The following is a 25,791-nucleotide window of genomic DNA, read 5'->3' as shown; positions in this document are numbered from 1 at the left end:
TATTATGAAAGCAAAACAATACAAAAAATATGAAGATGTACCTAAAAAATATCGTTGAGATTTAGAAGACATTTTACAAGGTAAAAAATTAGATGACTGAATCGATGAGTATGTAGCACTATACAAAGAAAGAATTAAAAATAAAGATTCAAAATATGACTCAATTGAAGCTTATTTAGAAGATTTAAAAGTTAGTGAGCAATTAACACTTATTAGTAACAAGGTTTCTAATTATTTAAGTAACAAGCAAAATGTTAATTTAATCGATCCTGAAATTATCAAAAAATCACAAGATGTTGAATTTTTAGATAATCAACTTGAAACTGAATTTGGTTCTGAAATTAATAGATTTTATGCAAACTTAGACAAAATGAAAGTTTGAAAAGATGATCCAAGATTAGCAGATTACAAAATGCAAATTGAAGAAACAATTGAACAACATAAACATAAATTAAGTGATGATGTTGAAGAATACATTTTGCAAACATCATATGGAGAACCTGATCCACACAACATTTTCTCAATTATTACTAATTCAGAATTAGATTATGGATATGTTGATTTATCAGACAAAAAGAAAATTAAATTAAATAAAACAAATAGAAATCAATTACTTAAATCAGATAAAAAAGAAGTTAGAAAGCAAGCTTTTGAAAAGTTCTGAGATGCTTACTACAAACACAAAGATTCATTAGCAGAAACTTTATTCCAACACTTTAAGAGCTTAACCGTAGCTGCAAAAGTTAGAAAATACCCATCGGCAGTTATGATGTTAACTAATTCAGATAAAGTTACTGATGAAATCTTACAAACATTATTTGATCAAGTTGCTTCAAACATTAAAGTATTAGCTAAATATTCAGAAGCATACAAAAAATTCTATAAAGCTAAATATAAGTCAAAAATGGAAAAATGAGATACATTAAGAGAGCTTGTAAATGTTAAAACCTCATACACAGTTGAAGAAGCGGTTGATTTAGTTAATGAAGCTGTAAAACCGTTTGGTCAAGAATACGCAAACGAAGCTAACAAAGCATTAACAGAAAATTGAGTTGATTTTATGAGTGTTCAAAACAAACGTTCAGGAGCTTACAGCATCGGTGGAACTTATGGAATTGATAAGAAGTACATTTTAATGAACTTTGATGGTCAATTAGATTCAGTAGAAACTTTAGCTCACGAATTAGGTCACTCAATGCATTCATATTTTGCAACTAAATATCAGCCATTACCACTTAGCTCATATCCAATTTTCTTGGCTGAAATTGCATCAATTTTCAATGAGTCAATGTTATATGACTACTTACTTAAAACATCTAAAAATGACCTATTTAAATTTGAAATTTTATCAAAAATTATTCAAGGGTTTATTGGTACAGTAGTAAGACAAGTTGAATGAGCTTCATACGAATACAACTTGTACAAAGGTATAGAAGAAGGAAATGTTGCAGGAAGCTATGAAGTAATTTCAAAACTTTACCACGAAAATTCACTCAAATTCAAATATAAATCTAAGAAGGGCAAAAAAGCTAAATATGTAGCTAAAGAAAACTTGGGCTCAATTTATGTACCACACTATTACTATGGTTTTTATGTATATAAATATGCAGTTGGACAATTAACAGCAAATTACTTCTTTGCTCAATATAAAGAAAAAGGTAAAGAAGCATTAGATAACTACATTGACAATTTCTTAAAAGCTGGTGGAAGTGATTATCCACTTGAAATTCTTAAAAAAGTTGGAGTTGATTTACTTGATAAAAACTTCTATAAACAAAGTTTTGATTACTTATCAGATTTAGTAAATCAATGAATTAAATTAGGAAACAAAATTTTCAAATTAAATAAAAAATAAGGAGGTATCCGTGAAAAAATACAAAAAATTATTATTAGGTGCTATATCAGGTTTGTCCATAATATCACCATTAGTAATTGCTTCGTGTTCGAATACAGGTGATAAACCGAAAAAACCGGCTTTGAGCAGTGAAGAGAGAGCAAATTATCAAAGATTATCTATCCAAGAAACAAATCTTGCTAATGAAGCTTGAGCAAAATATCAAGAGTATTATGCTAAAAAAGAAGCTCTTTATGAACAATTACACGATACTGAAACTGAATATAGAACCGCTAAAAATGAAAATACAAATTCATTTAGAAAATTAGTTTCATTACAATCAGAAAAAAACTTTTATAGCTTGGTGTCTAGCTCAAATGATTTAAATGCGTTAATTTTAGCAGTTGATAATTTACCTAAAAACAATGATGTTAACTTAGAAGTTTTAGATATATTAGGAAGCTACTCAAATAAATCTTATAAAGTTGTTTTAGAAGAAGGTTCAACACCTAAATCAGAACAATACAACGCAACACTTTCTAATATTGAAAAATTAAAGCAAGAGTTAGAAAACCAAAATATTAATCTTGATATTAACAAAAAATCTTTTGCAGAAAAAACTGCTGAATATGAGAATTTAGAAGATAAAAATTCAGAAGAGGCACAAAAATTCAAATCAGCAATTAGTCAGCTAGAACAAAATATTCAAGATTTAAACGAGCAAATTGGAGATATTAAATCTAAACAAGAAATTGCGAAACGTACATTAGATAAATTAACACAGTTAATTAATGAAGATGTCTTACTGGGTTCAAGTTTCGCAGAACAAAGACAACAAAAGCTAAACGAATTAACAGAACAAGTAAAATCTGCAGAAGCTGAATACAACAAAACCAATGAAAAATTAAATGCTGCTGATAATACCTACAGAGCGAAACTTGTCGAAATCGAAAATCAATTCAATTCTCAATATGCAGAACAAATGAAAGTTGAATTAGAAAAATTCAATCTTCATAATAAATTAGCTAGAGATTATCAAGCTCAATTAATTGAAGATGATTTAGCTTCATATGGCAAAGATTATTTTGATGAAAATGCTGGTCAAAATAACTTTTTAACTAGTGAACAAGTTAAAAAAATTCTTTATCCTAATATTGCATTCAATAAATCTAAAGTTAGTGATAGATTCGCTCAAAAACAAATTTATCAAGAAGTATATAACTCAGTTTATTCATCAAGCACATATCCGTGAGATGTAAGTGCTGGATATGGTTCTCCAGTTGACCCATTACTTTGAACAACTTATTCATCTCTTATTTCTTTAGAAAGTTCAGGTAAGGCAAAATTTATTAACACTGAAAAATCAGCACTTTCCGAAGCTGGAATTACAAACAAGAAAACAGAACTTATCTTACAACCTACATTACAAAGATTTAAATTAGATTTAGCTGATGCAATCATTCTATATGTTCAAAAAGAAGAAAACGGAACTAAATTAGTTGACCCAAATGGTAAGCCGATTTTAGAAGCTATTGTTTTTGATCAAGATGACGCTGGATTAGTTCCCGGACCAACTGAACACGATGATGTGCTTAATGTAGATTACTACACAACAAGTATTGTTAAAAGAACTTCATCTAATCCACGTTCTATTAACTCGGCTAACTTCTTCGAAAAAGTTGGTTTAGCTCACAGAATGGAATTTAGAATTAGAAACGGTGTATTTTGGGTTGATTCAAACGGTAATAAAACACAATATCCTGTTGTTGCAGATGACTTTTATATTTCAATTCTAAGAACAAAAATGAATGACACACTATTTAGAAGACAAAATGGTGGAAGCAAAACTGCAGATGATGATATTAGATCGATGTTATCTGAACCAAATAAACTTTTTGATGATAGACAACAATATACAAACTCTTATTTATTCGATTTATTTAATGTAAGCTTAGACAAAATATTAGATCGTTCAAATTCAGTTGTTAACAAAGATGGACACTCATATTTCGGACTTGAACGTCTTAATGAAAATGCAACAGCATCATTTGTAAATATTTTAGATATGATTACTAAATCATATGAATTTGCTGCAGCTCCATCTGAATTTATTAAAGATAAAAACAGAAGAAATGATCAGGACATAACTCCACAAACTAAAGAAGATCAAAGCAATGAAGTCAAAATTAACAAAATTAGACAATCAGTTCAATCGATTGATGGACTTGCAAAAGATTCAGGTATCTACTGATATGGATTTTCACAGGATAAAACTTTATTTGCCGGAAAATACTATGGTTCTAAATTTAATTCAGACACATTAACTCAATCAACATTTAAAAATATGCATTATTGAGATTCAAAGTTTGTTAATAACCCAACAACAATTAATCAGTTCTCTTCAAGATTTCAAAACTATTTAGTTGATGCTGCGATTTTTGATGATTCATCATATAACCAATATTTATTCGGTCAAAAAGCATCATATTCATTTACAGGCTTAACTCAAAAAAGAAGAGATGCAGTGTTACAAGATCCAAATGACTATGGACTTAACTCAGTTAAGTTATCAAATAAAGGTTCATTAACAAAAAACTTTATTTGATCACTTTTACCAAAAGAAGGTTCATCAACAACTTACTTTAATGATGCTTATTCATATGTAATGTGAAATATGTCAACTGCCGAAGCAATTTCTCAATCTTCTAAAAATGCAATTAAATCAGTATCTGTAGGTACAGGGGCTGAATTTAAAACAATTTTATCAGCAGCAATTGACTGAAACACAATCGGTATGATGCAAAGAAAACCACAACCTGCAGTTGGGTGAGTAAGTTACCTTGCACCTGATAATGATATTAATTCAAACGCTTTAGATAACTCAACTGCAAACAGTTTAAGAAGCAATAGTGATATTGTTAATGCATTTTTTGTAGTTGATTCACAAACAGGACAAAGAGTTGATTTCGGTGCAATTGGAAACTTAATTAATCCGAGCGATACTCAAAACATTAATACAACAGCTGATGATTCAGTTAAGAGTGTCGTTTATGAGCAACTTAAAGCAAGAATGAAAGACTTACTCGATAGAGTTTATACTCAAAACCCTACTCTCCTAGGTAAAACAGTAGATATTAGTATCTTTTATAGATTCTTCAACTATCCAACTTTAGCCATTAATGCGCTTGATTTACTTATTAAAGCTTGAAACGGTTTAGATCCTAGATTAAACATTAAATTAATCAAACCAATAGATAAAAACGAGTGAAGAGGATTCTGAACTACAACACCATCTCCGGTAGACTTAATTGGATGAGGATACGACTACAACGGAATTGGTTCAGGTATTACAGGAATCGCGCAAAGAGCTCATATAACTACTGCAATGCTTGCAATTTTAGCTGACCGTGAATATGCACAAAAAATGCAAGTTTTATATCCTCAACTTTATAAAGCGGCACAAAGACTTGGTGAATTTATCAAAATTGATGGAAATAAATTATCAATTACACCAGAGCAAGTTACATTCGATTTAACAAACAGTCAAGTTCAACATCTTTCAAACATTATGGGTATGTACAAATGAGATGGTGAAAAATTAATCAGAATGGATGAATCAGATAACTTAAGTTCATATACATCTTGAGATAACTTAAATGCAAACTTCTGATTAGATTACACACAAAATCCAGATCCAGTTACTGGTGAAATGGTTTCAAAATTAGATTTAGTTCATTTAGCACAAGAAATTGGAAACTTTGTTGGAGCAGTACCAAGTGCATTCTCATATATGAGTACATCAATACTTGCTAAAACACTTAAAAACCCTAACTATTTAGTTCCTGAATTTGAAACAGAAATTCCATATTGAGTAGATATTAGAACAGTTAATGGAAAATAATTGAAAGGAGAAAAATGCTTAAATACTTATTTAAACGTATAGGTTTTGCTATCGTTACTTTGTTTATCATTATAATGGTAGTTTACCTTATGGTTGCTCAGTTTTCAGATAACCCATTTGCTAAAAAAGCACTTGAGCAAGCTGGTGAAAGTAATTCTTCAGCAGTTAATGCAGGTGAGATGAAAAGGTTATTTGAAAACTCAGTTAAGTACCATTTAATACCTGATAATTTGATTTATGAGAATGTTAAAACAGAATGATTTAATATGAAACTAAATCCAGTTATCAGATTTGGTTACTGAGTTGGAGATTTATTTAGCAACCCATCAAACCCATTTGGATATCCATTCAATAATTCACTTTTAGAAAATGCAGACGTTAAAACAATTCCTGAATATTTCTTTAAGTACCTTAAATACTCTATTATTATCACATTACCTGCTTTCTTAATTTCTTCTCTTATCGGAATTACTTTAGGAATAGTTTCAGGATACAAACGTGGAACAGTTGCTGATGCATCAATTAACTTCTTTGCACTTATCTTTATAGCGCTTCCATCGTTTGTTATCGCGCCTATTATTATTTCAATCTTGTTCTCAATGAACTTTCCACCAAATTTTATTAACTTTAATAACCCTGCTGAAGTTGAAGCCTATGGTGTAGGCAAAATGATATTAAGTTGACTTCCACCAATCTTAGTTATCGTGCTTGGTTCACTATCAGGGTACATTACTTACACAAGAAACCAAGTTATTACAGTTCTTACATCAAACTACATTTTAATTGCTAAATCTAAAGGTTTAAGCAAAAGAGAAATTTTCTTTAAATATGTTTTAAGAAATATTTCAATCCCACTTGCTGCAATTTTAATTCCATCTTACATTCCTCTTTTAAGTGGTGGAATTGTTATTGAAACTTACTGAGGAGTACCTGGTACATCACAAGTTATTACACAAGCATTCCCTAATGGTGAAATTAACATCATTATGTTCTCAACAGTGTTCTTCACATCGCTTAGTTTATTTACGACAATACTTGTAGATATATCATTTGCTTTCTTAGATCCTAGAATTAAATACTCTGCATCTAACCCATATAGTGTTACAAGATTTATAAGAAACTACTTCTTAAGAAATAAACAATTTAAAGAAAATGAAAAAATAAAACAATCATAGAAAGGAGCAAATATGAACGCAAGAGAATTCGAAAAGAAATATAAATTATCTTTAGATAGCATTCGTCCAGCCATTTCACAATTTGCTCCTAAAGATGATAGTACGCTTAATTCAATCGCTGGTAAGCCTAAAAAACTTTTAGTTGAAATAATTAAGCGTTTCTTTACAAACTGAGTTGCAGTTGCTGCATTATTTGTATTTATAACTATCTTAGTAATTTCAATTTTTGTAACTGAAACTGCAAAGTATTCAGCTACAAAACCACTTTATAATTCAATTGGAATTTGAACAATTAACCCACAAACAATGCAAGTGGGTAAATACATTGATTCATCAACAAGTAACATCATAGGACTACCACCAATGAGCAGTCCTTGATATCCTGCTCAAGGTCACATTGACAACTATGAGACATTAATTAATGCTTGAGCAAGTAGTGATTATTATGGTGGAGTTTTATGAAGAGATTTTATTTACTTTGGTGAAAATAATCCTGCTAATGCGATTAAAATTGTTGATATCTCAGATTCAACAAACAAAGTTTTAGTTAATGCTTACGTGTTTAACAAAGTTCAAAATATCGGTATTGCTTTAGAAAAATCACAAATTGACCCATCAGTTTCAGCTGAAAAAGCTAGAGAATACATTCAGGCTATCTTAAATCACAATCCACAATTTTCATTATCTACTTACTTAGGAACAAACCAAGCTGGAGTTGATATATGAACACAGTCTTGAGTTGGAACTTGAGAAGCAATTAAATTAGCTTTAATAGTTGCTACAATTCAAACAATTATCGGGGTTGCAATTGGTGCTTATTTAGGTTTCCACGTTGGAACTTGAATTGATACAACAATAATGAGACTTATTGATATTTTTATGGCACCACCAACAATGATTTGATTGTTAATCTTTGCTGCTACATTCGGTACATCAAACTTAACTTTAGGAATAGCACTTGTATTTATTGGTTGAGTTAGATCAGTCGGAAGTACAAGAATGTTCATAATTACTGTTAAAGATCAAGAATACATTACAGCTTCACAATCAATCGGTGCATCAAAAGCTAGATTAATTTACAAACACGCATTACCTGCAATCATTGGAAAAATTTCAACAAGCTTCGTTGCATCTATTCCATCAATTATTATGCAAATTTCATCACTTGCTTTCTTAGGATTCTTCAAATCAGATAGTGCTAACTTAGGGACGATTTTATCTAACGCAGCATCACAAGCAGGAGATAATGCATTTATCTTAATCTTACCTGCGTCAATCTTATTATTAATTTCAGTTTCACTTCACTTTGTCGCATTAGGAGTTCACGATGCTCTTGATCCAAAAGTTATTAAAACAAGATAGGAGGTAAATTTATGGAAAACAAAGATTTATTATTAGATGTTAAAAACCTTAAAGTCTCATTTAAATTAAGAAGAAATAAATTTATCACTATCGTACGTGGTGTTGATCTAAAAATCAAAAAAGGTGAAATCATAGGTATTGTAGGTGAATCTGGTTCAGGAAAATCAGTTACATCTAAATCATTACTCAACATAAATGAGAATTCATTTATTACAGCTGATAAAATGGAAATTGATGGAATTAACTTACTCAGTAGCCAAAAAGATAAATTCTGAGAGACAATTAGAGGACATAAAATCGGTTACATTCCTCAAGACCCACTTACATCACTTAACCCAACTAGAAAAATTGGTAAACAATTATTAGATGCGCTTAACAAAAATCCTGAATGAAAAAAATCAACATACTTAGAAAAAAGAGAATACTTAATTTCGCTACTTAAGCGTTTTGGGATTCGTCAAGCTGAAGCTGTTTTTGATATGTATCCACACACACTTAGTGGTGGTATGAAACAACGTGTTGTTATTACAATGGTTGTTGCACTTAAACCAAGTTTAATTATTGCTGATGAACCTACAACAGCACTTGACCCTACAGTTCAAGCTTCCGTGTTATCATTATTTGAAAATATTAGACAAGAATTCAATATTACAATTATCTTAATCTCACATAACATTTCAGTCGTTGCTAAATTCTGTGACTACATTTATGTAATGTACGCAGGAAAAATAGTTGAGAAAGGAACAAAAAAGGATGTTTTTACAGAACCAAAACACCCTTACACGTGAGCTTTAATTTCGGCTATTCCTGAAAATAGAGAAGATAGATTATATTCAATTAGTGGAACACCACCTGATATGAATAACTTACCTTTAGGAGATGCATTTGCACCAAGAAACCAATATGCATTAGAAATTGATTTTCTTAAAGAACCTCCTTTATTCGAAGTTTCACCAACACATTGAGCAGCTACTTGATTATTGCATCCAGATGCTCCAAAAGTTGAATTATCAAAAGAATTACAAGCAAGATTAGAAAGTTTTAAGAAGGTGTTTAATGAGTAAAAAAACAATATTAGAAATTATTAATCTTAAAAAATACTTTGTTAACAAAAACAATGTTAACAAAGCTGTTGATGATGTTTCTTTTGATTTAAAAGAAGGTGAAATAGTAGGTCTCATAGGTGAATCAGGTTCAGGTAAGACAACAATCGGACGTTCATTATTACGTTTATATAATGACTACAACGGTTTTGTTAGATTAGATGGAAAAATCATTTCAGGAAAAAGAATTTCTAAAAAACGTAAGAAATTTATGCACAAAAACATCCAAATGATTTTCCAAGATCCAATGGCATCGCTTAATGGACAAAATACAATTTTCAGTATTTTAAAAGAACCATTAATTGTTAATGGAATAATTAAAAATAAAATTAAAAACATTAAAAAAGATTGAAAAGATGTCACAAATAACTTCAGATACACATTTTTAGAACAAGAATTATTGTTAAGACTCGAAAACCTAAAAATAATTAACAAACTTCACATCCCATTAATTAAAAAATGAGAAAAGTTATCTGAAAACATTCAATTTGATATTGAAAACAATATTGATGATCAATTTAACTCATATTTTGCATATTTAGAAGAAAGAACAAAAATTAACTCTCAAGTTATTAACAACCTTTATAAGAATAATGAGAAGTTAATTCAATTATTTGAGCAAAAACAATCTGACTTTAGACATAGAAAAATCGACTTAGATGAAATTGATCTTGAGGAAGCTAAACTTAAATACAAAAAAGTTAAACAACTTGCAAGTTTTAGTCCAGAGTACTTTGAATTAAAAGATTTATACAATGACCAAAAAGCCTACTACAAAGAGCAAAAAGTAAATTTCATGGATACTGTGTCAATTTCAAAAACATCAATTAAAAACTTTTTAGCAGAAGTTAAAAACGAATACACAATGCACAAAAATGATGCAAGAAGTACAACATTTTTAGACTTATATTTTCACGAATACAAACTTTATTTAATTAACTATAGCTTATATAGACAGTTAAAACAAAATTATCGTTTGCTTAAATTTTTATCATTTGAAGATTTAGTTGAGCTCTCAGATGAGTTTAGAGCTTACTCACAGGACTTTTATACAAAATTAAATGTAGATACAAGATTTAAATCATCAATCAAAGAACTTCAAAACATAGTTTCAAAAGAATACAATTTTGATCTTTCAAAATTCATTCAAAGATCACAGCATTTAGGTTCTAAGTTACGTCAAAACTATAAAGAAGCTAAAAAAATGAAAAATAAAACATTCTTTAGAATGTTTGTAGAATTCTTTAAAGATCCTCAAGATGTAAGTGATCAAATCAAAGCTGCAAAAGAAGAACTTAAACAAAAACAAGAAGTGTTTAATTTTGAACTTGCAAAATACTTACAAGAATACTCAAATAGAATTTATGACATTAGAGCAGAAATTGATGAAGCATTAAAATTCCAACAAGAGTTAAGAAGCAAAGATAATGTGATTTTCGAAAACTTCAAGAAAAATCACGCTAACTTTATCAAGTTTTACAAAGAAAACTTAATTGAACCACTACTCAAAGAGCCTAAAGCATCTAGAAATAATGTTTTAATTAAACAAAGACAAATTGATTTAAATATCTATAAAACAAATGTTTCAGATAGATTAAACGGAATTGAATCGTTCAAAATTGAAACAAAATATTTAAATGCAAACTTAAGTGATATTAGATTACTTATGGGGATTTCAAGTTTAGATATGTGACTTCAAAACAGATGATGTGCCAGTTTTGTTAAATTCTTAATTGCTCCATATCGTTTCTTAAGAGTAGGTAACTTATATGTAAGAAATATAATTTACAAGTCTTTAGAAGATGTTGGGTTGCTAAAACAATTTGCTTACCGTTATCCACACGAGTTTAGTGGTGGGCAAAGACAAAGAATAGTTATAGCAAGAGCATTAATTACAGAACCTAAAGTAATTGTTGCTGATGAACCGATTGCTTCACTTGATATTTCTATCCAAGCTCAAGTTGTGAATCTTTTAAAAGATTTATGTAAACAAAAAAATATTGCTATGATTTTTATAGCACACGATTTATCAATGATTGAATATGTCGCTGACAGAGTTCAGATTATGCATTTAGGTAAAATTGTTGAATCAGGACAAACTGAAGAAATCTATGCGAAACCAATTCACCCTTACACACTTAATTTATTCAAAGCAATACCTAAAATTTCAAATGCTAATGAAAAATTCCAAGATGTTAAGTTTGAATTATCATATTTAGATGAACAACAATTCCCTAATATTCCAACAATTCATACAGTTGAGAAAAATAAACATTATATTTATGCAACTGATGAACAAGCTAAAAAATGAAAAGAAGGTAAATACAATTAATGAAAAAGTTAATATATAGAAGTTTAAATAAATTAAAATTTGAATTTGCAACACTTAGATTTTATTTAATAACACTAGCTTTTCTAGTTATATACTTTGTGATAGTTGGTGCATATTTAGGAAAAAATAATGCATTATTAGCTGAGGAAAAATATCATTACAACATACTAATAAACGGTTTTTCAATTCCGGCTTATGTTACTTGTTTAGTGGCTTTATTATGTATTATTTTCAAACTTGGTTTTTTAGAAAAAAGTATTGAAAAATTCAAGATGTCTTGAACTAATCTACAAGATGCTAAAGAACAAAGAAGACTCAAGTCTATGTCTAATGAAGAAAAAAGAGCTTATCTTCATACAAAGGAAAAAACTAAAAAAAGACAAATAGACAAACCTACACCATCTAAGTTTCCGTTTGTATTTAACTTTTCAATTTATTTACTTTTATCAATTATCTTCACAATTATTATTTATGCCTAATAATCCTTGCACATAGCTTTAAAACTATGTGCATTTTTATACCCTTTCACTAAATGAATATTTTGCAAAAAGACAAATTTCTGATATTAAAGGATATAAGTAGGTAAAATGTTATTTCTCTTTTTCATTGATTTTTACAAAAGAGAAAAATGATAAGAAATTCTTATTGTTAGTTCCATTCTGAATTATAAAATACGTTAAGTAAGAAATTTTGTTTTTGCAATTCTTATTATTTATCACTTTCTGATTTAATAGTAAATTTGACAAACTGATTATTCAGTTTGTTTTATTTTTAGATGATTAAAAATTGATATAATAAATAATATGCCTTAGTGGTGGAATGGCAGACACCGTGGACTCAAAATCCACTGGAGAAATCCGTGCAGGTTCGAATCCTGTCTAAGGCACCAACTTAATGCACTTTGTGCTATTTTTTTATACCTTTTTAGTACTCGTACAGTAATAAAGAGCTAATAGAATATTTGAATATCTTTGTATAATAATTTTAATATTTGAATTTAAAGGAATGATATGAAGCTATATTATGGAACTGATTTAGAATACATTAAGTCAATAATTAAATCTGAGGAAAATGCTGTTCTTGAAAGAGATGTTTTTATTTTTGACAACAACTCATATTTAAGCTCGTTTGATACATTAAATGAGATTTTGTTAAGCAATGGTTTATTTTCTTCTAGAAAACTAATCATCCTCGAGAATATTAGTTTTAGCAAACCTGCAAAATCTAAAGATAATTCTAAAAATGAGTATTTATTAAATTTATTAAAATCAGTTGATTCAAATATTAGTATTTATTTAATTTACAAAACAGAAATAATAAATAAAAGAGTTATAAGCGACGATGCATTAAGACTATGCGAAAAACCTAAAAAAATAGCTGCATTATTGCCGACACAGCTTGCAGACTATGTTATAAGTGAATTTGCGAGAAATAATATTGTTATAGATAAAACAACTGCATTGGTATTTTTACAAAAATTGCCTAATGACTGAAAAATTATTAATAATGAAATTAATAAGTTGTGCTTATTAAACAAAACGATTACAGAAGATATAATTGAGCAAACCATTGCACCTTACCCATCAGATGATCCTTTTCAATTTTCTAATGCTATTTCAAGAGATGATTTCCAAGCTATGTATAAGATCTTTGAACAAAAGAAAAACGAAAACACACCTGTTATATTATTGTTTGCAAACTTTGTTTCAACGTTTACATTAGTAAATAGAATTTACTGATATCAAAGTTTAGGACTTAATATCTCAGAAATTTCACAAGCTTTAAATATGAACGAAAAAAGAGTTTTTGTTCATGTGATGATTTTAAAAAGATTTGGTTTTGATAGAGTGCAAAAAATAATTGAACAATTAGCTAAAACAGATAAATTATTAAAAACTTCAGGAGTTGATTCATATGATATTTTCGAAATGTTTATGATCCAAAATTTCGCCAAAAATAAATAAAACATTTATTTACTTGGATTCTAAAATTGTTAAATCACAAAATATTGAAGTTATCCAAAGTTACTATGAGCAAGTGCTAAAAGTGATTACTTCAAACATTGATGAAAAATTTGTTATTGTTCTACCTGATTTATATTCTCTATATAACTTTGATTTATTATCATCAAAAACAAATACAGAGCAAATTTTCTTACAAAAAATAGATAAGTTGAAAAGTTTTGTTTCTAATTTAAAGAAATTAAATGTTGAAATTCAGGGAATTATTAAGTTTGATAATATAACTTCGTTTGCAGAATTATTGAGCAGACATAATGGTTTTGATGTTCAAAAAAAATTGAATAATGAAACATCACCAGATGAGACAAAGTATGTTGATTTATTGAACACACAAATGATGGATTTAGAATCTCTTGCAAATTCAGATAATCAGTTACATAAAGATTTTGAAAAAATTTATAAGTGACTTGAAATTGAATATGAAATTTCTAGTGTTGTCATTTCAGGTTTATTTGATTTTCTTAATGATAAGCAAAATAATATTCATAAACCTCATATTCAATTAATCAAAAAAGCAATTGATAATTTAGCTGTAACCGTAACTCAGATTACTTTATATGAAAAGTACTACGAAAAAGCTTTAAAAGTATGTAAACTATTCAACAATTATGATGTGTTTACTAAGTTGGATACACATAAAGTAAGAAACATTGGAGACTATGACAAAGTTGTTTTTGCTAAAAATAATTTAAACTTCATATTCGATCCTAATTCATTCATCAATAAGTTTAATGATGTTTTAATTTACAAAACAGAATCATTATCAAACATTTTAAATTTATTGTTAATATCACCTAAATTATTTGGATATCAAATTCCTTTTAAGTCATTCAATAACAATGAAAATAATTTAAATTCAATTATTAATTGAGAAGATAGATTTTTTGATTTATTCAACTCTTCAATTTTCAAAAGATACAAGATTCTAAAATACAATCCAAAACTTAAAAAGATTTCTGTCTCTACATTTAAGACTAAAAAGTTAATTTGAAAAAAAATTATGTGCAACAATGTTACACATAATGTAATTATTAATAAAACAAATGGTTATGTAAGAATTAAATTCTTATTTAAAAAATTTAATAAGAAGAAATTAGAACCTTGAGGGTTTTATATTTATTAAATTAATTTTTTTTAATATTCAAGAATATGCTAAGGTATGCTCTTTTTATTCTGCTTGCTGTGTATCTTTTAGATACACATGCATCAATAAATGAGTAATAATCATCATTTAAATTAACTTGTTTTTTAAATAAATTTTCCATACCCTCATCAATCATTTTAATTGAAGCTAATTGTTGAGGCGTTTTTTTATTTACTATTTTCTTAAACTTTTTATAAGTAGTTGCAATATCATTTTTTGACTTATAAACTAGTCTCATAGGTGTGAACATAGAAATATTTTCATTGTTTTTAATCATACTTCTAATTTTTGAAGCACTTGCAAAATTAGACATAGTTTCATCTGAATGAAATGGAATTGTTCTTTGGATTGAAATTGCTTTAATATCTAAATTTGAATTAACAATTTCTTTAACATACTCTATTCCTAAAATATCATTAGGTAAAGTTATGCTGACTCCTATTAAATCAGATAAAGCTTGGGAAGCCGCTCTAGGAAATCCTGTTCCATTTTGCTTTAAATAGAACTTAATTTTCTTATTGTATTCATCAATATTATCTTTTATAGTTGTTGCAATTTTATAAAACAAATCAATATCATTTGTTTCAGAACCAAAAACTAAGTATTTTATTTTATGTTTAGCAAGCTGTTTTACAGCATTTGATGCAAAAATATGAGCTGCTTGAATTGATTTTCCATCATCAAGCTTAATAACTTTATTAACTCCATATTTTTTTGCTATTTTAGCTCTTTGTCTGAATGAGGCAATAGGGAATTCTCCACGTTGAGTGTATTTGTTTGTCATTCCAACAATAATATAAACATTAGGAATATTTTCTTTAATTCAATTTATTTGATAAATATGACCGTTGTGAAATGGGTTGTATTCAGCCACAATTCCAACAATGTTCTTTTTTCTTGCGATAAAACTTTTCATGAATAAAATTATTATAATATAAATATATGAGTTTTTAAAAAGCCAATAAATATAACTACTTACATATGATTTAAAAAATATTTGGTTACTAAATATGTTTAGTAATCTGAAAGGAGCATATTATGTTAAGTATTATTAAAGAACTCAAACCTAAATTAGCTAAATTAAACATAGCAATTTTAGTTATTTCTATATTTGTGCTTATTTCAGGTTTTTCATACTTTGTATTTTTAACGGCACTTACAAATTACAAAAAATCAACTACTTCATCAAATGTTGTAATTTCACTTTTAGATTTGAGTGCACTTATGTCTCAATGATGATTAGTAACATTGATATTTATATTTGGAATTCTTAATGTAATTTGCATAGTATTTATGTTAGATATTAGAAAATCTATTTTTGCATTAATTGCAAATGGAAAATTAGATTCAAAATATGCATCACTATTTAGAAAACATATGATTTTACAAATTATAGGTTTCTTATGTGCAATAATCCTTCCAATCATTACATCAGAGCTGTTGAAAAAAGAATTAATCACACTTGATCGAGTGGTTCAAAAATTAGATTCTCCAACAGAAGTTTCACTTATCAAATAATTAAAAGTAGCGTTTGCTACTTAATTTTTTACATTAGAAAATATCACTAAAAAATCTAAAAATGGACTATTATTTTTTACCTTTTATACTATAATATAAAAGCTTTTAGACTAGTCAAAATATTAAAAAGGAGGTAACAATGGCCATTGTTCCAAAACGTAAAACGTCAAAACAACGTAAACACAAAAGAAACAGTCATTCAGCATTAGAATTACCTAACCTTGTAAATTGCAAGCAATGTTCAAACAAAATTGAACAACATGTTGTATGTAAATTCTGTGGATTTTATAAAGGTAAAAAAGTACAAGGGTACAAAGCTTTATTAGATCGTAACAACTAATAATTTAATTAAATTTATAAACTAGAACAGGTAACTGTTCTTTTTTTGTTCCTTTTTGAGAGTTTTCACTAAATAAGTGGAGGACAAAAAATGAAATTATATTCAATCGGAGAAATAGTTTATAAAAACAAATCAAACATTATTTTAGAATCAAAAGGAGATGGATACATAGTAACTGTTGCTGACGACAAAAGATGAGAAGTTGGGCAAAAGACAAAACTATATTTATTTGAATACAGAACAGATTATATGACACACACTTATGGGTTCAAAGAATTTAAAGAAAGGTTATTATTTATCGACCTTATTGGTATAGAAAAAGTAGGGGCTAAAATTGCAATGAGCATTCTTGAAAAAGGATGAGAATATGTAGCTCATTTAATCGTTGACCACAAAGTTGAAGAATTAGCATCAATTCCATTTGTTACTGAAAGAATGGCTAACTTAATTTGTTTTGAATTAGGTAACAAATGAGCAAAAATATTAACAAATGGAGATGCTAAAAAAGCTGAAAAATTACAACTGAAAGATGAGTTATATAAATCATTATTAGTTTTAGGATTTACCAAAGGTCAAATTGAAAGTGCAGTTAAAAATGTTAAATTAAATCAATCGCTCGAAGATATGGTAGAAGAAAGCATTAAATTTATAGCAACTCAAAAAGATGAAGACAATAGATTTAAGACCGCATAGTTTTGAAAAATTCATTGGTCAAGATAAATTAAAGCAAACACTTTTAGCAATGATACAGAGTTCTAAAGTTCAAAATAAACCTTTAGATCACATTTTATTTTATGGGATGCCTGGTATGGGTAAAACAACTTTAGCAACTATCATAGCTAACCAAAAAGGTAGCAAAATTCACTTTGTACAAGGCACGAACATTGAAAAGAAAGCTGATTTAATTAGTGTTTTATCAGTTGTAAATGAAAATGATATTGTATTTATTGATGAAATTCACAGCATTAATAAAAATGTTGTTGAATTTCTTTATTCTGCAATGGAAGATTTTGTTTTTGACTTAATCATAGGTGTAGACGGAAATTCTAGACCGATCAGAATGAAATTAAAACCATTCACATTAATTGGAGCAACTACAAAATTCAATGAAATTTCACAACCTCTTAAAGATAGGTTTGGTTACATTGGAAGATTAGTTAATTACACATTAAAAGATATTTGCAAAATCTTAAAAATCACTTGTTCAAAGTTAAATTTAAATTTAGATGACGAACTAATTAAGTACATTGCTTCCTATTCAAGAAATACACCTAGGTTAGCAAACCACTTAATTTATAGAGTTTTAGACTTTGCGCTTTCTTCAGAAAAAGGTGAAATTACAAAGCAAATTATTAAGAAAACCTTTAAATATCTTGACCTATATGAATATGGTTTAACAAAGGATCATATTGAATATCTTCAAATTTTAAAAGATGGATTTGAAGAAAAATCAGTTTCATTAGACACTATTGTTGGTTTAACCTTACATAACAAATACGATATAGTCAATGAAATAGAACCAATCTTATTGCTCTTAAAATTAGTGCAAAAAACTTCTAGAGGAAGAAAAATAACATCTTTAGGAATAGATTATTTACTAAGACAAAACTTATCAATTTAGTTTTAATTTCTTTTTATCTTATAGATAAAAAATAAAGCATATTTTTGGTAGAATTAATACTAATTATGAAATTAAGAAGCAGAATATCAAATTTTTTTAAGTTAAGCAATTGAAAGAGAATTGTGATAAGCACTATCACAATTATTTCAACAATCTTAGCTATTGTTTTTGGTAGTTTATTTTACATTGGTAAAAATGTAAATAAATCTATTGAGTATGGTGGAGGAATTGAAGTTTTAGTCCAAGTTCAAAAAGATAAAAAGAACGCAGACAATCAACTTACAAATCTTGTTAACACATCGTTATATAACAGACTTAATAGTACCGGTTTAAATGGAATTACAGTTAGTTCTGAAGGTGATGGAAAAATAAGAATCACTAAATCAGGTCAATTAACGGATTCAGAGAGAATTCTTTTCCAAAATGAAATTGTAGATAAACCATTATTAACAATTACTGATGGACAGTTAAGACCATTATTCTATGAAGGTTCATTTAAAGTTGGTGAGCCTATTGGAGTGGATGGTTCTCCTACAGATATACCTGCTTCAAAATGAATTCCACCATTTTTACAAGATTCTGCAACATCACAAGCAAATACATCAAATGGTAAAAACTCAGTTAGTCTAAAACTTAGACCAGATAGTCAAGTTGAATGAACAAAAGCAACTGAATATGTTTCAAGTCAACAAGACAAACGTATTTTAATGTGATTAAATATTGAAAAATTATTATCAATTGCACAAAATGAGTTTCCTGAAGATTGAGATCAATCAGGACATAATTTATGAAACTTTATTCACGTTACAAACCAAGCTTACTCAATTGATAATTCAACCGGTTACCCTAGAAGAGTTGAAAATGCTTTAAAAGAGTTTGAATTTAATGCAACTGCTTATATGATTTCAAACGCTTCAGTTAATGAACCATTAAATGGTGAAAGCGTACAAATATCAGGTAATTTCACAGCTCAAGAAGCACAACACTTAGCTAACCAAATTAACTTTGGTTTAAGTGATTATGAGTTAGAAGTATTATCAAATGTTTATGTGCAACCTGATTTAAATAATTCATCATTTAACTATGCAATGATTGCTGGAATTGTTATCTTCAGTTTAATTTCAATATTTATGTTAGTTAACTATGGATTACTTGGTGCATTATCAACAATCTCAATTGCTCTTTATATTTTCTTAACATTACTAATCTTCACAGTATTAAGAGGAGAATACTCACCGGCTACATTAGCTGCCTTGATTATTGGAATTGGTATTAGTGTTGATGCAAACGTTATTACTTTCGAAAGACTAAAACAGCAAGTTTACACAGAAGACTCGCTGAAGAAGTCCTTCAGGAATGCTAATAAACTAAGTATGTCATCAATTATCGATGCAAACGTTACAACTTTAATTGTTGGATTTATCCTATTCTACTTTGGTACAAAAGACGTGAAAGGATTTAGTATTACGCTTGTATTATCTGTTTTATGTACATTGTTAATTATGTTAGTCTTTTCAAGATTTTTAGCGTCAATGTTAGTTGGAACAGGTATATTCAATGACAAACTTTATATGTTAGGTATCAGAAAAAGATACATTAACCATAAAACTAAGCTTGGTGCAATGATTGAAAACTTTGATTACTTGAAACAATCAAAATGATTTGCGCTTGGTTCTGTGATATTTGTTCTTATTGGATTAATTGTGTTCATTTCACTTTCAGCATCTGAAAACAATATTTGAGGAGGATTTAATAAATCACTTGAATTTGCCGGAGGAACAAATATAACTGTTCAACCATCGATTGGTTCTGCTATTACATTAGAAGATGCTGAATCTATTAAAAAAGTAATTGCAGATAATGCTGCAAAATACAATATTGAAAATGTTGACCAAATAGTTTCATTCTCAAAAGCAAGTGCTTCAGGAAATGAATATGTTGTAATGATTAAAACAAGTCAATCATTATCTGCAGATGTTGTTGAAAAAATTAGAGCTGATATTTTAAGTAATAACGCAAACGTTGAAATTATTAGTTACACAATTTCAACAAGTGAAGCTAACAAATTAGTATTAAATGCAGTTTTAGCTACTGTAATCAGCTTTGTAGGAATTATTGTTTACTTATTATTCAGAATGTCATGAACTTACTCAATTGCAGCAATTATTGGTTTAGTTCACGACTTCTTAATGGTTATTGCTTTCATTGTAATTACAAGATTACAAGTTTCAACAATCATAGTTGCAGCTATGTTATCAATTTTAGGTTTAAGTATCAATGATACTGTTGTTACATTTGATAAGATACGTGAAACAATTAAAACTAAATTCAATGGAAAAATTCTTAAAAAAGATGATATCAAGTCAATTGTTAACCACTCAATTGCACAAACATTCAAGAGAAGTTTATATACATCTGGAACAACAATTCTAGCTATTTTAGTTCTATTATGCTTTAACAATGCTACAAATATGTCATTTAACATTGTTATGTTATTTGGAATTTCAATTGGAGTTTACTCATCAATCTTCATTTGTTCTTGAGTATGAGCAATGTTAGAAGGTCACAAACAAAGAAAAATTCAAAAGAGAATTGATACAGGTTACTGAAATGTTAACCATCCAGATGAGCAAACATTCGCTGGAGTAAATGATTATCTTTAAAATTTCAAACTCACAAACGTGAGTTTGTTTTTTAACAAAAACAAATGCATTTGCATAACTTAATTATATTTTTAGAATATAATTACATTAATTTGAATTAATTGGAATAAAGGAGGGAAATATGGCTAAATTTATAGATGAAGTTTATGTATCAATTCAAGCTGGACGTGGTGGAAATGGTATGGTTTCATTCCGTAGAGAAGCACACGTTGATAAAGGTGGTCCAGACGGTGGAGATGGAGGAAGAGGAGGAAATGTTTACTTTGTAGGTGACTTAGGTAAAAATACTCTTTTAACTTTCTACCAAAACAAACGTATTGTTGCGAAGGATGGAGTTAAAGGTGGTCCTAAAAACCTTTATGGAGCCAATGCAGAAGACACATACGTTAAGGTACCTGTTGGGACATTGGTTTATGATGGTAAACGTTTAGTTGCTGATATTATTGAACCACATAAGCCATATTTAATAGCTTCTGGTGGTAAAGGTGGTAGAGGTAACACTAAATTCAAAACGGCTAAAAATACAGCTCCAAGAATTTCTGAAAATGGATTACCTGGAGAAAAATTTGAAGCACACATTGTGTTAAAAATTCTTTCAGATGTTGGTGTTGTAGGTAAGCCATCAGCAGGAAAATCAACATTCTTAAATGCTGTTTCAAATGCAAAAGCTAAAGTTGCTGAATACGAATTCACAACTCTTGTGCCACAATTAGGAATGGTTAAATATTTTGACGATTCATTTACAGTTGCCGACTTGCCTGGATTAATCAAAGGCGCTGCATTAGGCAAAGGTTTAGGAATTCAATTCTTAAAACACATTGAACGTTGTAGAGTTATAGCTCACATTATTGACTTTGGTTCAGAAGAAAAAAATCCTGTTGAAGATTATGAAGTTATTAACAATGAACTTAAGTCATACAATTTAAAATTAGAGCAAAAGCCACAATTAGTAATTGCTAACAAAGAAGATTTACCAGCTTTCAAAGCACACTTGAAAGAATTCAAAGCTAAATATCCGAATGTTGAAGTTATTTCAATTTCTGCAATCAAACGTGAAAACTTAGAAGAAGTTAAAGCTAAATTATGAGACTTAATTATCAATAACAAAACTCAGCCAATTGAAGAAAAAGAAGAAGAGGAAAAAGTTATTGAGTATGAACCTGATTTTGTTGTTACAAATCCATATCATGGATACTACGAAGTTTCAGGTAAAAAAGTCGAAGAATTATACAACCGTATTCCAATCAATACATTTGACAACCTTGTTAGATTTAACAATATCTTAAAGAAAATGGGCGTTTGAGAAGAGTTAATTAGAAAAGGTGTTAAATATGGTGACACTGTTTCTATTTACGGTTTCCAATTTGAATGAACAGATGAAGAGTAATCAATAATTTAATTATTGATTTCTTTTTATTTTCTTTAAATAAAATAAAATAAATAAAAGAGGTAAATATGAAAGATTTTTTAATAATCGGAAATTGAAAAATGAATAAAACTTATACTCAAACATTGAGTTATTTAGATGATTTAGTTTTATCGTTCAAAGAATTAAACATTCCTAAATGCATTAAAGTTGGAATTGCAGCGCCTTATCCAAGTTTACCTGCATTCACGAGTGCTATAAGTAAATTTGTACTACCGGTTGCTCAAAATATGTCTATTCATCAATTCGGTGCATTCACAGGTGAAGTTAGTGCTCTTATGCTAAATGATTTAAACGTTAGATACGTTATTTTAGGACACAACGAAAGAAGATTACATCACTTTGAAACTAATGAAAGAGTTAATGTTAAAGCTAAAATTGCTATTGAACACGGGATTACACCTTTAATTTGTGTTGGCGAAAGTTTAGAAGATTATCAAAACAATAAAACTAAAGAAATTATTAAGCAACAAGTTTTAGAAACAACTAAAGGTCTTGATTTAGATAAATTCATCATTGCTTATGAGCCGATTTGAGCTACAGGAACAGGTCATTCAGCTACTCCTGAATTTGCAAATGAAATTTGTGGCTTCATTTCAAAATTGCTAGATAACAAAGTTATTGTTCAATATGGAGGAAGTGTTACAAGTCAAAATATTGAACAATTATGCGCACAACCAAATATCAATGGATTTTTAGTTGGTAAAGCATCATTGCAATTAGATAACTTTATCGAAGTAATTAAGCATGCTTTAAAAACTAGGTAAAAATGAATAAGAAAATAGAAATATACATTGACTTCGAAGCAATAGATAGAAGACACGCTCTTATTTATGATGAATTAAAGACATCGAAGTTTCATTCAATTCCGTTTGCATACACAATTGGAAAATATCTAAATAATGATAAAAACCAAGAAATGCAAATAAAAACAAATGTTATTAACTTTAGAAATTACGACAAAAAAGAATACTTCAAAAAATTCAGAATTAAATTGTTAGCTGATATAGCTAAATTAAATGGAATGAAGGTCAAAGATTTAACTGTTAATAATATTAATGAGAAGTTTGTGTTTTATGGCTGAAATCCCGTTTTAGAAAATACAATCATAAAAACAGTTTTAGGCAACCAAACAATTTGTCATAATGCAAATATTTTTAAGGATAAATTTACATCTAAACAAGAAATTTCATTAAAGTGAATGTCTAAAGGTTACGAAGATAAAAGTTACTTTAAAAATACAATAGAAATTCTTAAGAAAAAATCATTTCGCAAGATTACTGATGAGTCAGATCCTGGCCTAATTGCCTCTTTAGCTGGTTTCGCTCTTTTTGAAGCACAATATAAGAAAAAGAATAAGAATTTTCTTAATAATGCAGAAATCACAACAATATTAAATGAATTAAGAATTTATAATTCAGATGATATTAACAGAATTGATTTTATTTACAAAAATTCAAAAACTCTTAATCATAGGATAAAAGCTAAAAATGTAATAACAACTGAATTAAAATCAGTTGATAAAAAAAGAATGCAGACACTCAATAAAATTAATTTATTTAGACAAATTGATAACATTGTAATACTTGATAAAATTTCTAAATCAATTGCAAATGAGGACTTATTAGAAATTCTTAAGAGAAACTTAAGATGACTTGAGAAAGCAATTGAATTAGTTAATGAAGCAGAAATTAATGGAGAAAACATTAAAAAATATTTAGAACGTCTATCAGATGATTATGAAAATCTTTCTAAAAAAACACAGAACCTAAGAGATAAAATTAAAAACATTTAAGCCATACACATAGTGCTAAAAATATAAAAATCAATCACATTAAAATCATTATCAAAAATGATTTTTTTTATTATAATAAAAAAGCAATATACACAATATTGCCAAATTAATGTGGGAGATATAACAAATATCGTTTGACCACCATATCGAAAGGATACAGAGTTTATGGCAAAAAAAGAAATTCAACGTATTGCTAAGTTGCAATTCCCTGCTGGTAAAGCTAAACCAGGTCCAGCTCTTGCTGGAGTTGGTGTTAACATGCCAGAATTTACAAAAGCTTTTAACGATGCTACAAGAGATAGAGGGGACGAACCAGTTCCAGTACAAATTACAGTTTACAAAGACAAATCATTCGAATTCAAATTATTCACAGCTCCTGCTTCATACAAAATCAAGCAAGCTGCAAAAATTCAATCAGGTGCTTCAAACGCTAAAACAACAATCGTTGCTACAATCTCAAAAGACCAATTAAGAGAAATCGCTGAATATAAATTACCTGACTTAAACACAGATGATGTTTACGCTGCTATGGCTACAATTGCTGGTACAGCTAAACAAATGGGTGTTTTAGTCGAAGGATACGACGACATTTTTAAAGCTAAAAAAGAAGCTGCTGCTGCAGCTAAAGCGGAAGCAAAAGCTGAAGCTAGAGAAGCTGAATTAAACAAAGAAGCTGAAGAACTTGTTGCAACAAAAGGTGAAAGAATCGAAGTTAACGTTATTTCACACGAACACAACGAAGAAGGAGCAGAATAATTATGGCTAAAAGAGTTTCTAAAAATTTAAAAGCTGCTAGAGCTGCATTTGACAGAACAGTTGCTTACGATTTAGCTGAAGCTATTGAGCTTGCTAAAAAAACTTCTTACGCAAAATTTGACGCTTCAATCGATTTAGCTTTTAACTTAAACTTAGACGTTCGTAAAGCAGACCAACAATTACGTGGAGCTGTATTACTTCCAAACGGAACAGGTAAATCAATCAGAGTTTTAGTAGCTACAAACAATGTTGAAAAACAAAAAGCTGCACAAGAAGCTGGTGCAGATATTGTTGTTGATGCACAAGCATTAGAACAAAGAATTAAAGAAGATCAATTTGATTTCGATGTTATGGTAGCTGACCCAGCTATGATGCCTTTATTAGGAAAATATGGTAAAAAATTAGGGCCTAAAGGTCTTATGCCAAACCCTAAAACAGGTACAGTTACTCCAACACCTGAAAAAGCTGTTGAAGAACTTAAAAAAGGTAAAGCTAACTACCGTACAGACAAAGCTGGTATTGTACACTCATTAATCGGAAAAGCAAGTATGTCAACTGAAGCATTAGTAGAAAATGCACAAACATTAATCTCATTAATTAAAAGATTAAAACCTGCAGCTGTTAAAGGGACATATATGTTAAACTTAACAGTTTCAGCATCAATGGGACCAAGTGTTAAAATTAAAATTGAAAAATAGTTAATTTATAAGTCATAGGGGAACCTATGATTTTTTTTATTCCATGTCCCGAGTTTCCAAGTTTGAAGGTCTAAAAAACGAATATGCCTATAAATAAGACAT

The 25,791-nt window shown here is 28.6% G+C and carries 20 protein-coding genes and 1 tRNA gene; 20 read left to right on the top strand and 1 reads right to left on the bottom strand.

The features are described from left to right. Positions 1-4: 4 nt before the first annotated feature. The 10 genes from pepF (at position 5) to VBM88_RS01005 (ending at position 14,851) form a co-directional block, all read left to right on the top strand. Positions 5-1,855, top strand: coding sequence for an oligoendopeptidase F (gene pepF / locus VBM88_RS01050; RefSeq protein WP_323680237.1), 1,851 nt, complete (start codon positions 5-7; stop codon positions 1,853-1,855). Between the two features lie 10 nt (positions 1,856-1,865). Next, a complete protein-coding gene (locus VBM88_RS01045) occupies positions 1,866-5,735 on the top strand; it encodes an OppA family ABC transporter substrate-binding lipoprotein (protein ID WP_323680236.1) in 3,870 nt (1,289 codons plus the stop codon). Positions 5,736-5,749: 14 nt separating this feature from the next. Further along, entirely contained in the window at positions 5,750-6,910 is a 1,161-nt protein-coding gene (locus tag VBM88_RS01040; protein ID WP_323680235.1) for an ABC transporter permease, read from the top strand. 12 nt (positions 6,911-6,922) lie between these two features. Continuing rightward, complete coding sequence (locus tag VBM88_RS01035) at positions 6,923-8,272, top strand: ABC transporter permease (RefSeq protein ID WP_323680234.1); 1,350 nt, start codon at positions 6,923-6,925, stop codon at positions 8,270-8,272. A gap of 11 nt (positions 8,273-8,283) precedes the next feature. Then, entirely contained in the window at positions 8,284-9,336 is a 1,053-nt protein-coding gene (locus VBM88_RS01030; RefSeq protein WP_323680233.1) for an ABC transporter ATP-binding protein, read from the top strand. After that, positions 9,329-11,707: an ATP-binding cassette domain-containing protein gene (locus tag VBM88_RS01025; protein WP_323680232.1), complete on the top strand. Its 2,379-nt coding sequence runs from the start codon at positions 9,329-9,331 to the stop codon at positions 11,705-11,707. The genes VBM88_RS01030 and VBM88_RS01025 overlap by 8 nt, the downstream gene beginning before the upstream one ends. After that, positions 11,707-12,186: a DUF3899 domain-containing protein gene (locus tag VBM88_RS01020; protein WP_323680231.1), complete on the top strand. Its 480-nt coding sequence runs from the start codon at positions 11,707-11,709 to the stop codon at positions 12,184-12,186. The genes VBM88_RS01025 and VBM88_RS01020 overlap by 1 nt, the downstream gene beginning before the upstream one ends. Positions 12,187-12,512: 326 nt before the next feature. Beyond that, positions 12,513-12,596: transfer RNA gene (locus VBM88_RS01015), tRNA-Leu, on the top strand. Between the two features lie 121 nt (positions 12,597-12,717). After that, positions 12,718-13,671: a DNA polymerase III subunit delta gene (gene holA / locus VBM88_RS01010; RefSeq protein ID WP_323680230.1), complete on the top strand. Its 954-nt coding sequence runs from the start codon at positions 12,718-12,720 to the stop codon at positions 13,669-13,671. Further along, positions 13,622-14,851, top strand: a complete 1,230-nt coding sequence (locus VBM88_RS01005) for a hypothetical protein (RefSeq protein WP_323680229.1) — start codon at positions 13,622-13,624, stop codon at positions 14,849-14,851. The genes holA and VBM88_RS01005 overlap by 50 nt, the downstream gene beginning before the upstream one ends. A 1-nt stretch (position 14,852) precedes the next feature. On the opposite strand, the gene VBM88_RS01000 is transcribed toward VBM88_RS01005, so the two are convergent. Beyond that, positions 14,853-15,788 (bottom strand): nucleotidyltransferase, encoded by a 936-nt coding sequence (locus tag VBM88_RS01000; protein WP_323680228.1) that lies wholly within the window; start codon positions 15,786-15,788, stop codon positions 14,853-14,855. 122 nt (positions 15,789-15,910) lie between these two features. Between VBM88_RS01000 and VBM88_RS00995 the strand changes: the two genes are divergently transcribed. The 10 genes from VBM88_RS00995 (at position 15,911) to rplA (ending at position 25,689) form a co-directional block, all read left to right on the top strand. Next, positions 15,911-16,390 carry a hypothetical protein gene (locus VBM88_RS00995; protein ID WP_323680227.1) on the top strand — a complete coding sequence of 160 codons (480 nt, stop codon included), beginning with the start codon at positions 15,911-15,913 and terminating at the stop codon, positions 16,388-16,390. 139 nt (positions 16,391-16,529) lie between these two features. Further along, the gene (gene rpmF / locus VBM88_RS00990; RefSeq protein ID WP_257088893.1) at positions 16,530-16,730 is read left to right on the top strand and encodes a 50S ribosomal protein L32; all 201 of its coding nucleotides are present in this window, start codon (positions 16,530-16,532) and stop codon (positions 16,728-16,730) included. Positions 16,731-16,820: 90 nt separating this feature from the next. After that, positions 16,821-17,423 (top strand): Holliday junction branch migration protein RuvA, encoded by a 603-nt coding sequence (ruvA, locus tag VBM88_RS00985; protein ID WP_323680226.1) that lies wholly within the window; start codon positions 16,821-16,823, stop codon positions 17,421-17,423. Next, positions 17,395-18,351, top strand: coding sequence for a Holliday junction branch migration DNA helicase RuvB (gene ruvB, locus VBM88_RS00980; protein WP_323680225.1), 957 nt, complete (start codon positions 17,395-17,397; stop codon positions 18,349-18,351). Before ruvA ends, ruvB begins: the two co-directional genes overlap by 29 nt. 65 nt (positions 18,352-18,416) lie before the next feature. Beyond that, positions 18,417-21,014 carry a protein translocase subunit SecDF gene (secDF, locus tag VBM88_RS00975; RefSeq protein ID WP_323680224.1) on the top strand — a complete coding sequence of 866 codons (2,598 nt, stop codon included), beginning with the start codon at positions 18,417-18,419 and terminating at the stop codon, positions 21,012-21,014. Between the two features lie 121 nt (positions 21,015-21,135). After that, on the top strand, positions 21,136-22,401 hold the full coding sequence (gene obgE / locus VBM88_RS00970) for a GTPase ObgE (RefSeq protein WP_323680223.1): 1,266 nt from the start codon (positions 21,136-21,138) through the stop codon (positions 22,399-22,401). Positions 22,402-22,469: 68 nt separating this feature from the next. After that, positions 22,470-23,207, top strand: coding sequence for a triose-phosphate isomerase (tpiA, locus tag VBM88_RS00965; RefSeq protein WP_323680222.1), 738 nt, complete (start codon positions 22,470-22,472; stop codon positions 23,205-23,207). 2 nt (positions 23,208-23,209) lie between these two features. Beyond that, entirely contained in the window at positions 23,210-24,235 is a 1,026-nt protein-coding gene (locus tag VBM88_RS00960; RefSeq protein WP_323680221.1) for a hypothetical protein, read from the top strand. A gap of 165 nt (positions 24,236-24,400) precedes the next feature. Beyond that, positions 24,401-24,991 (top strand): 50S ribosomal protein L11, encoded by a 591-nt coding sequence (gene rplK, locus VBM88_RS00955; protein ID WP_323176510.1) that lies wholly within the window; start codon positions 24,401-24,403, stop codon positions 24,989-24,991. A 2-nt stretch (positions 24,992-24,993) separates the two neighbouring features. Then, the gene (rplA, locus tag VBM88_RS00950) at positions 24,994-25,689 is read left to right on the top strand and encodes a 50S ribosomal protein L1 (RefSeq protein WP_257088879.1); all 696 of its coding nucleotides are present in this window, start codon (positions 24,994-24,996) and stop codon (positions 25,687-25,689) included. Positions 25,690-25,791 lie beyond the last annotated feature (102 nt).

The sequence above is a fragment of the Mycoplasma sp. 1232 genome (assembly GCF_034863345.1).
GTDB lineage: Bacteria > Bacillota_I > Bacilli_A > Mycoplasmatales > Metamycoplasmataceae > Mycoplasmopsis.
Note: the sequence above shows the minus strand (reverse complement) of the source record. Positions and strands in the feature narration are given on the sequence as shown.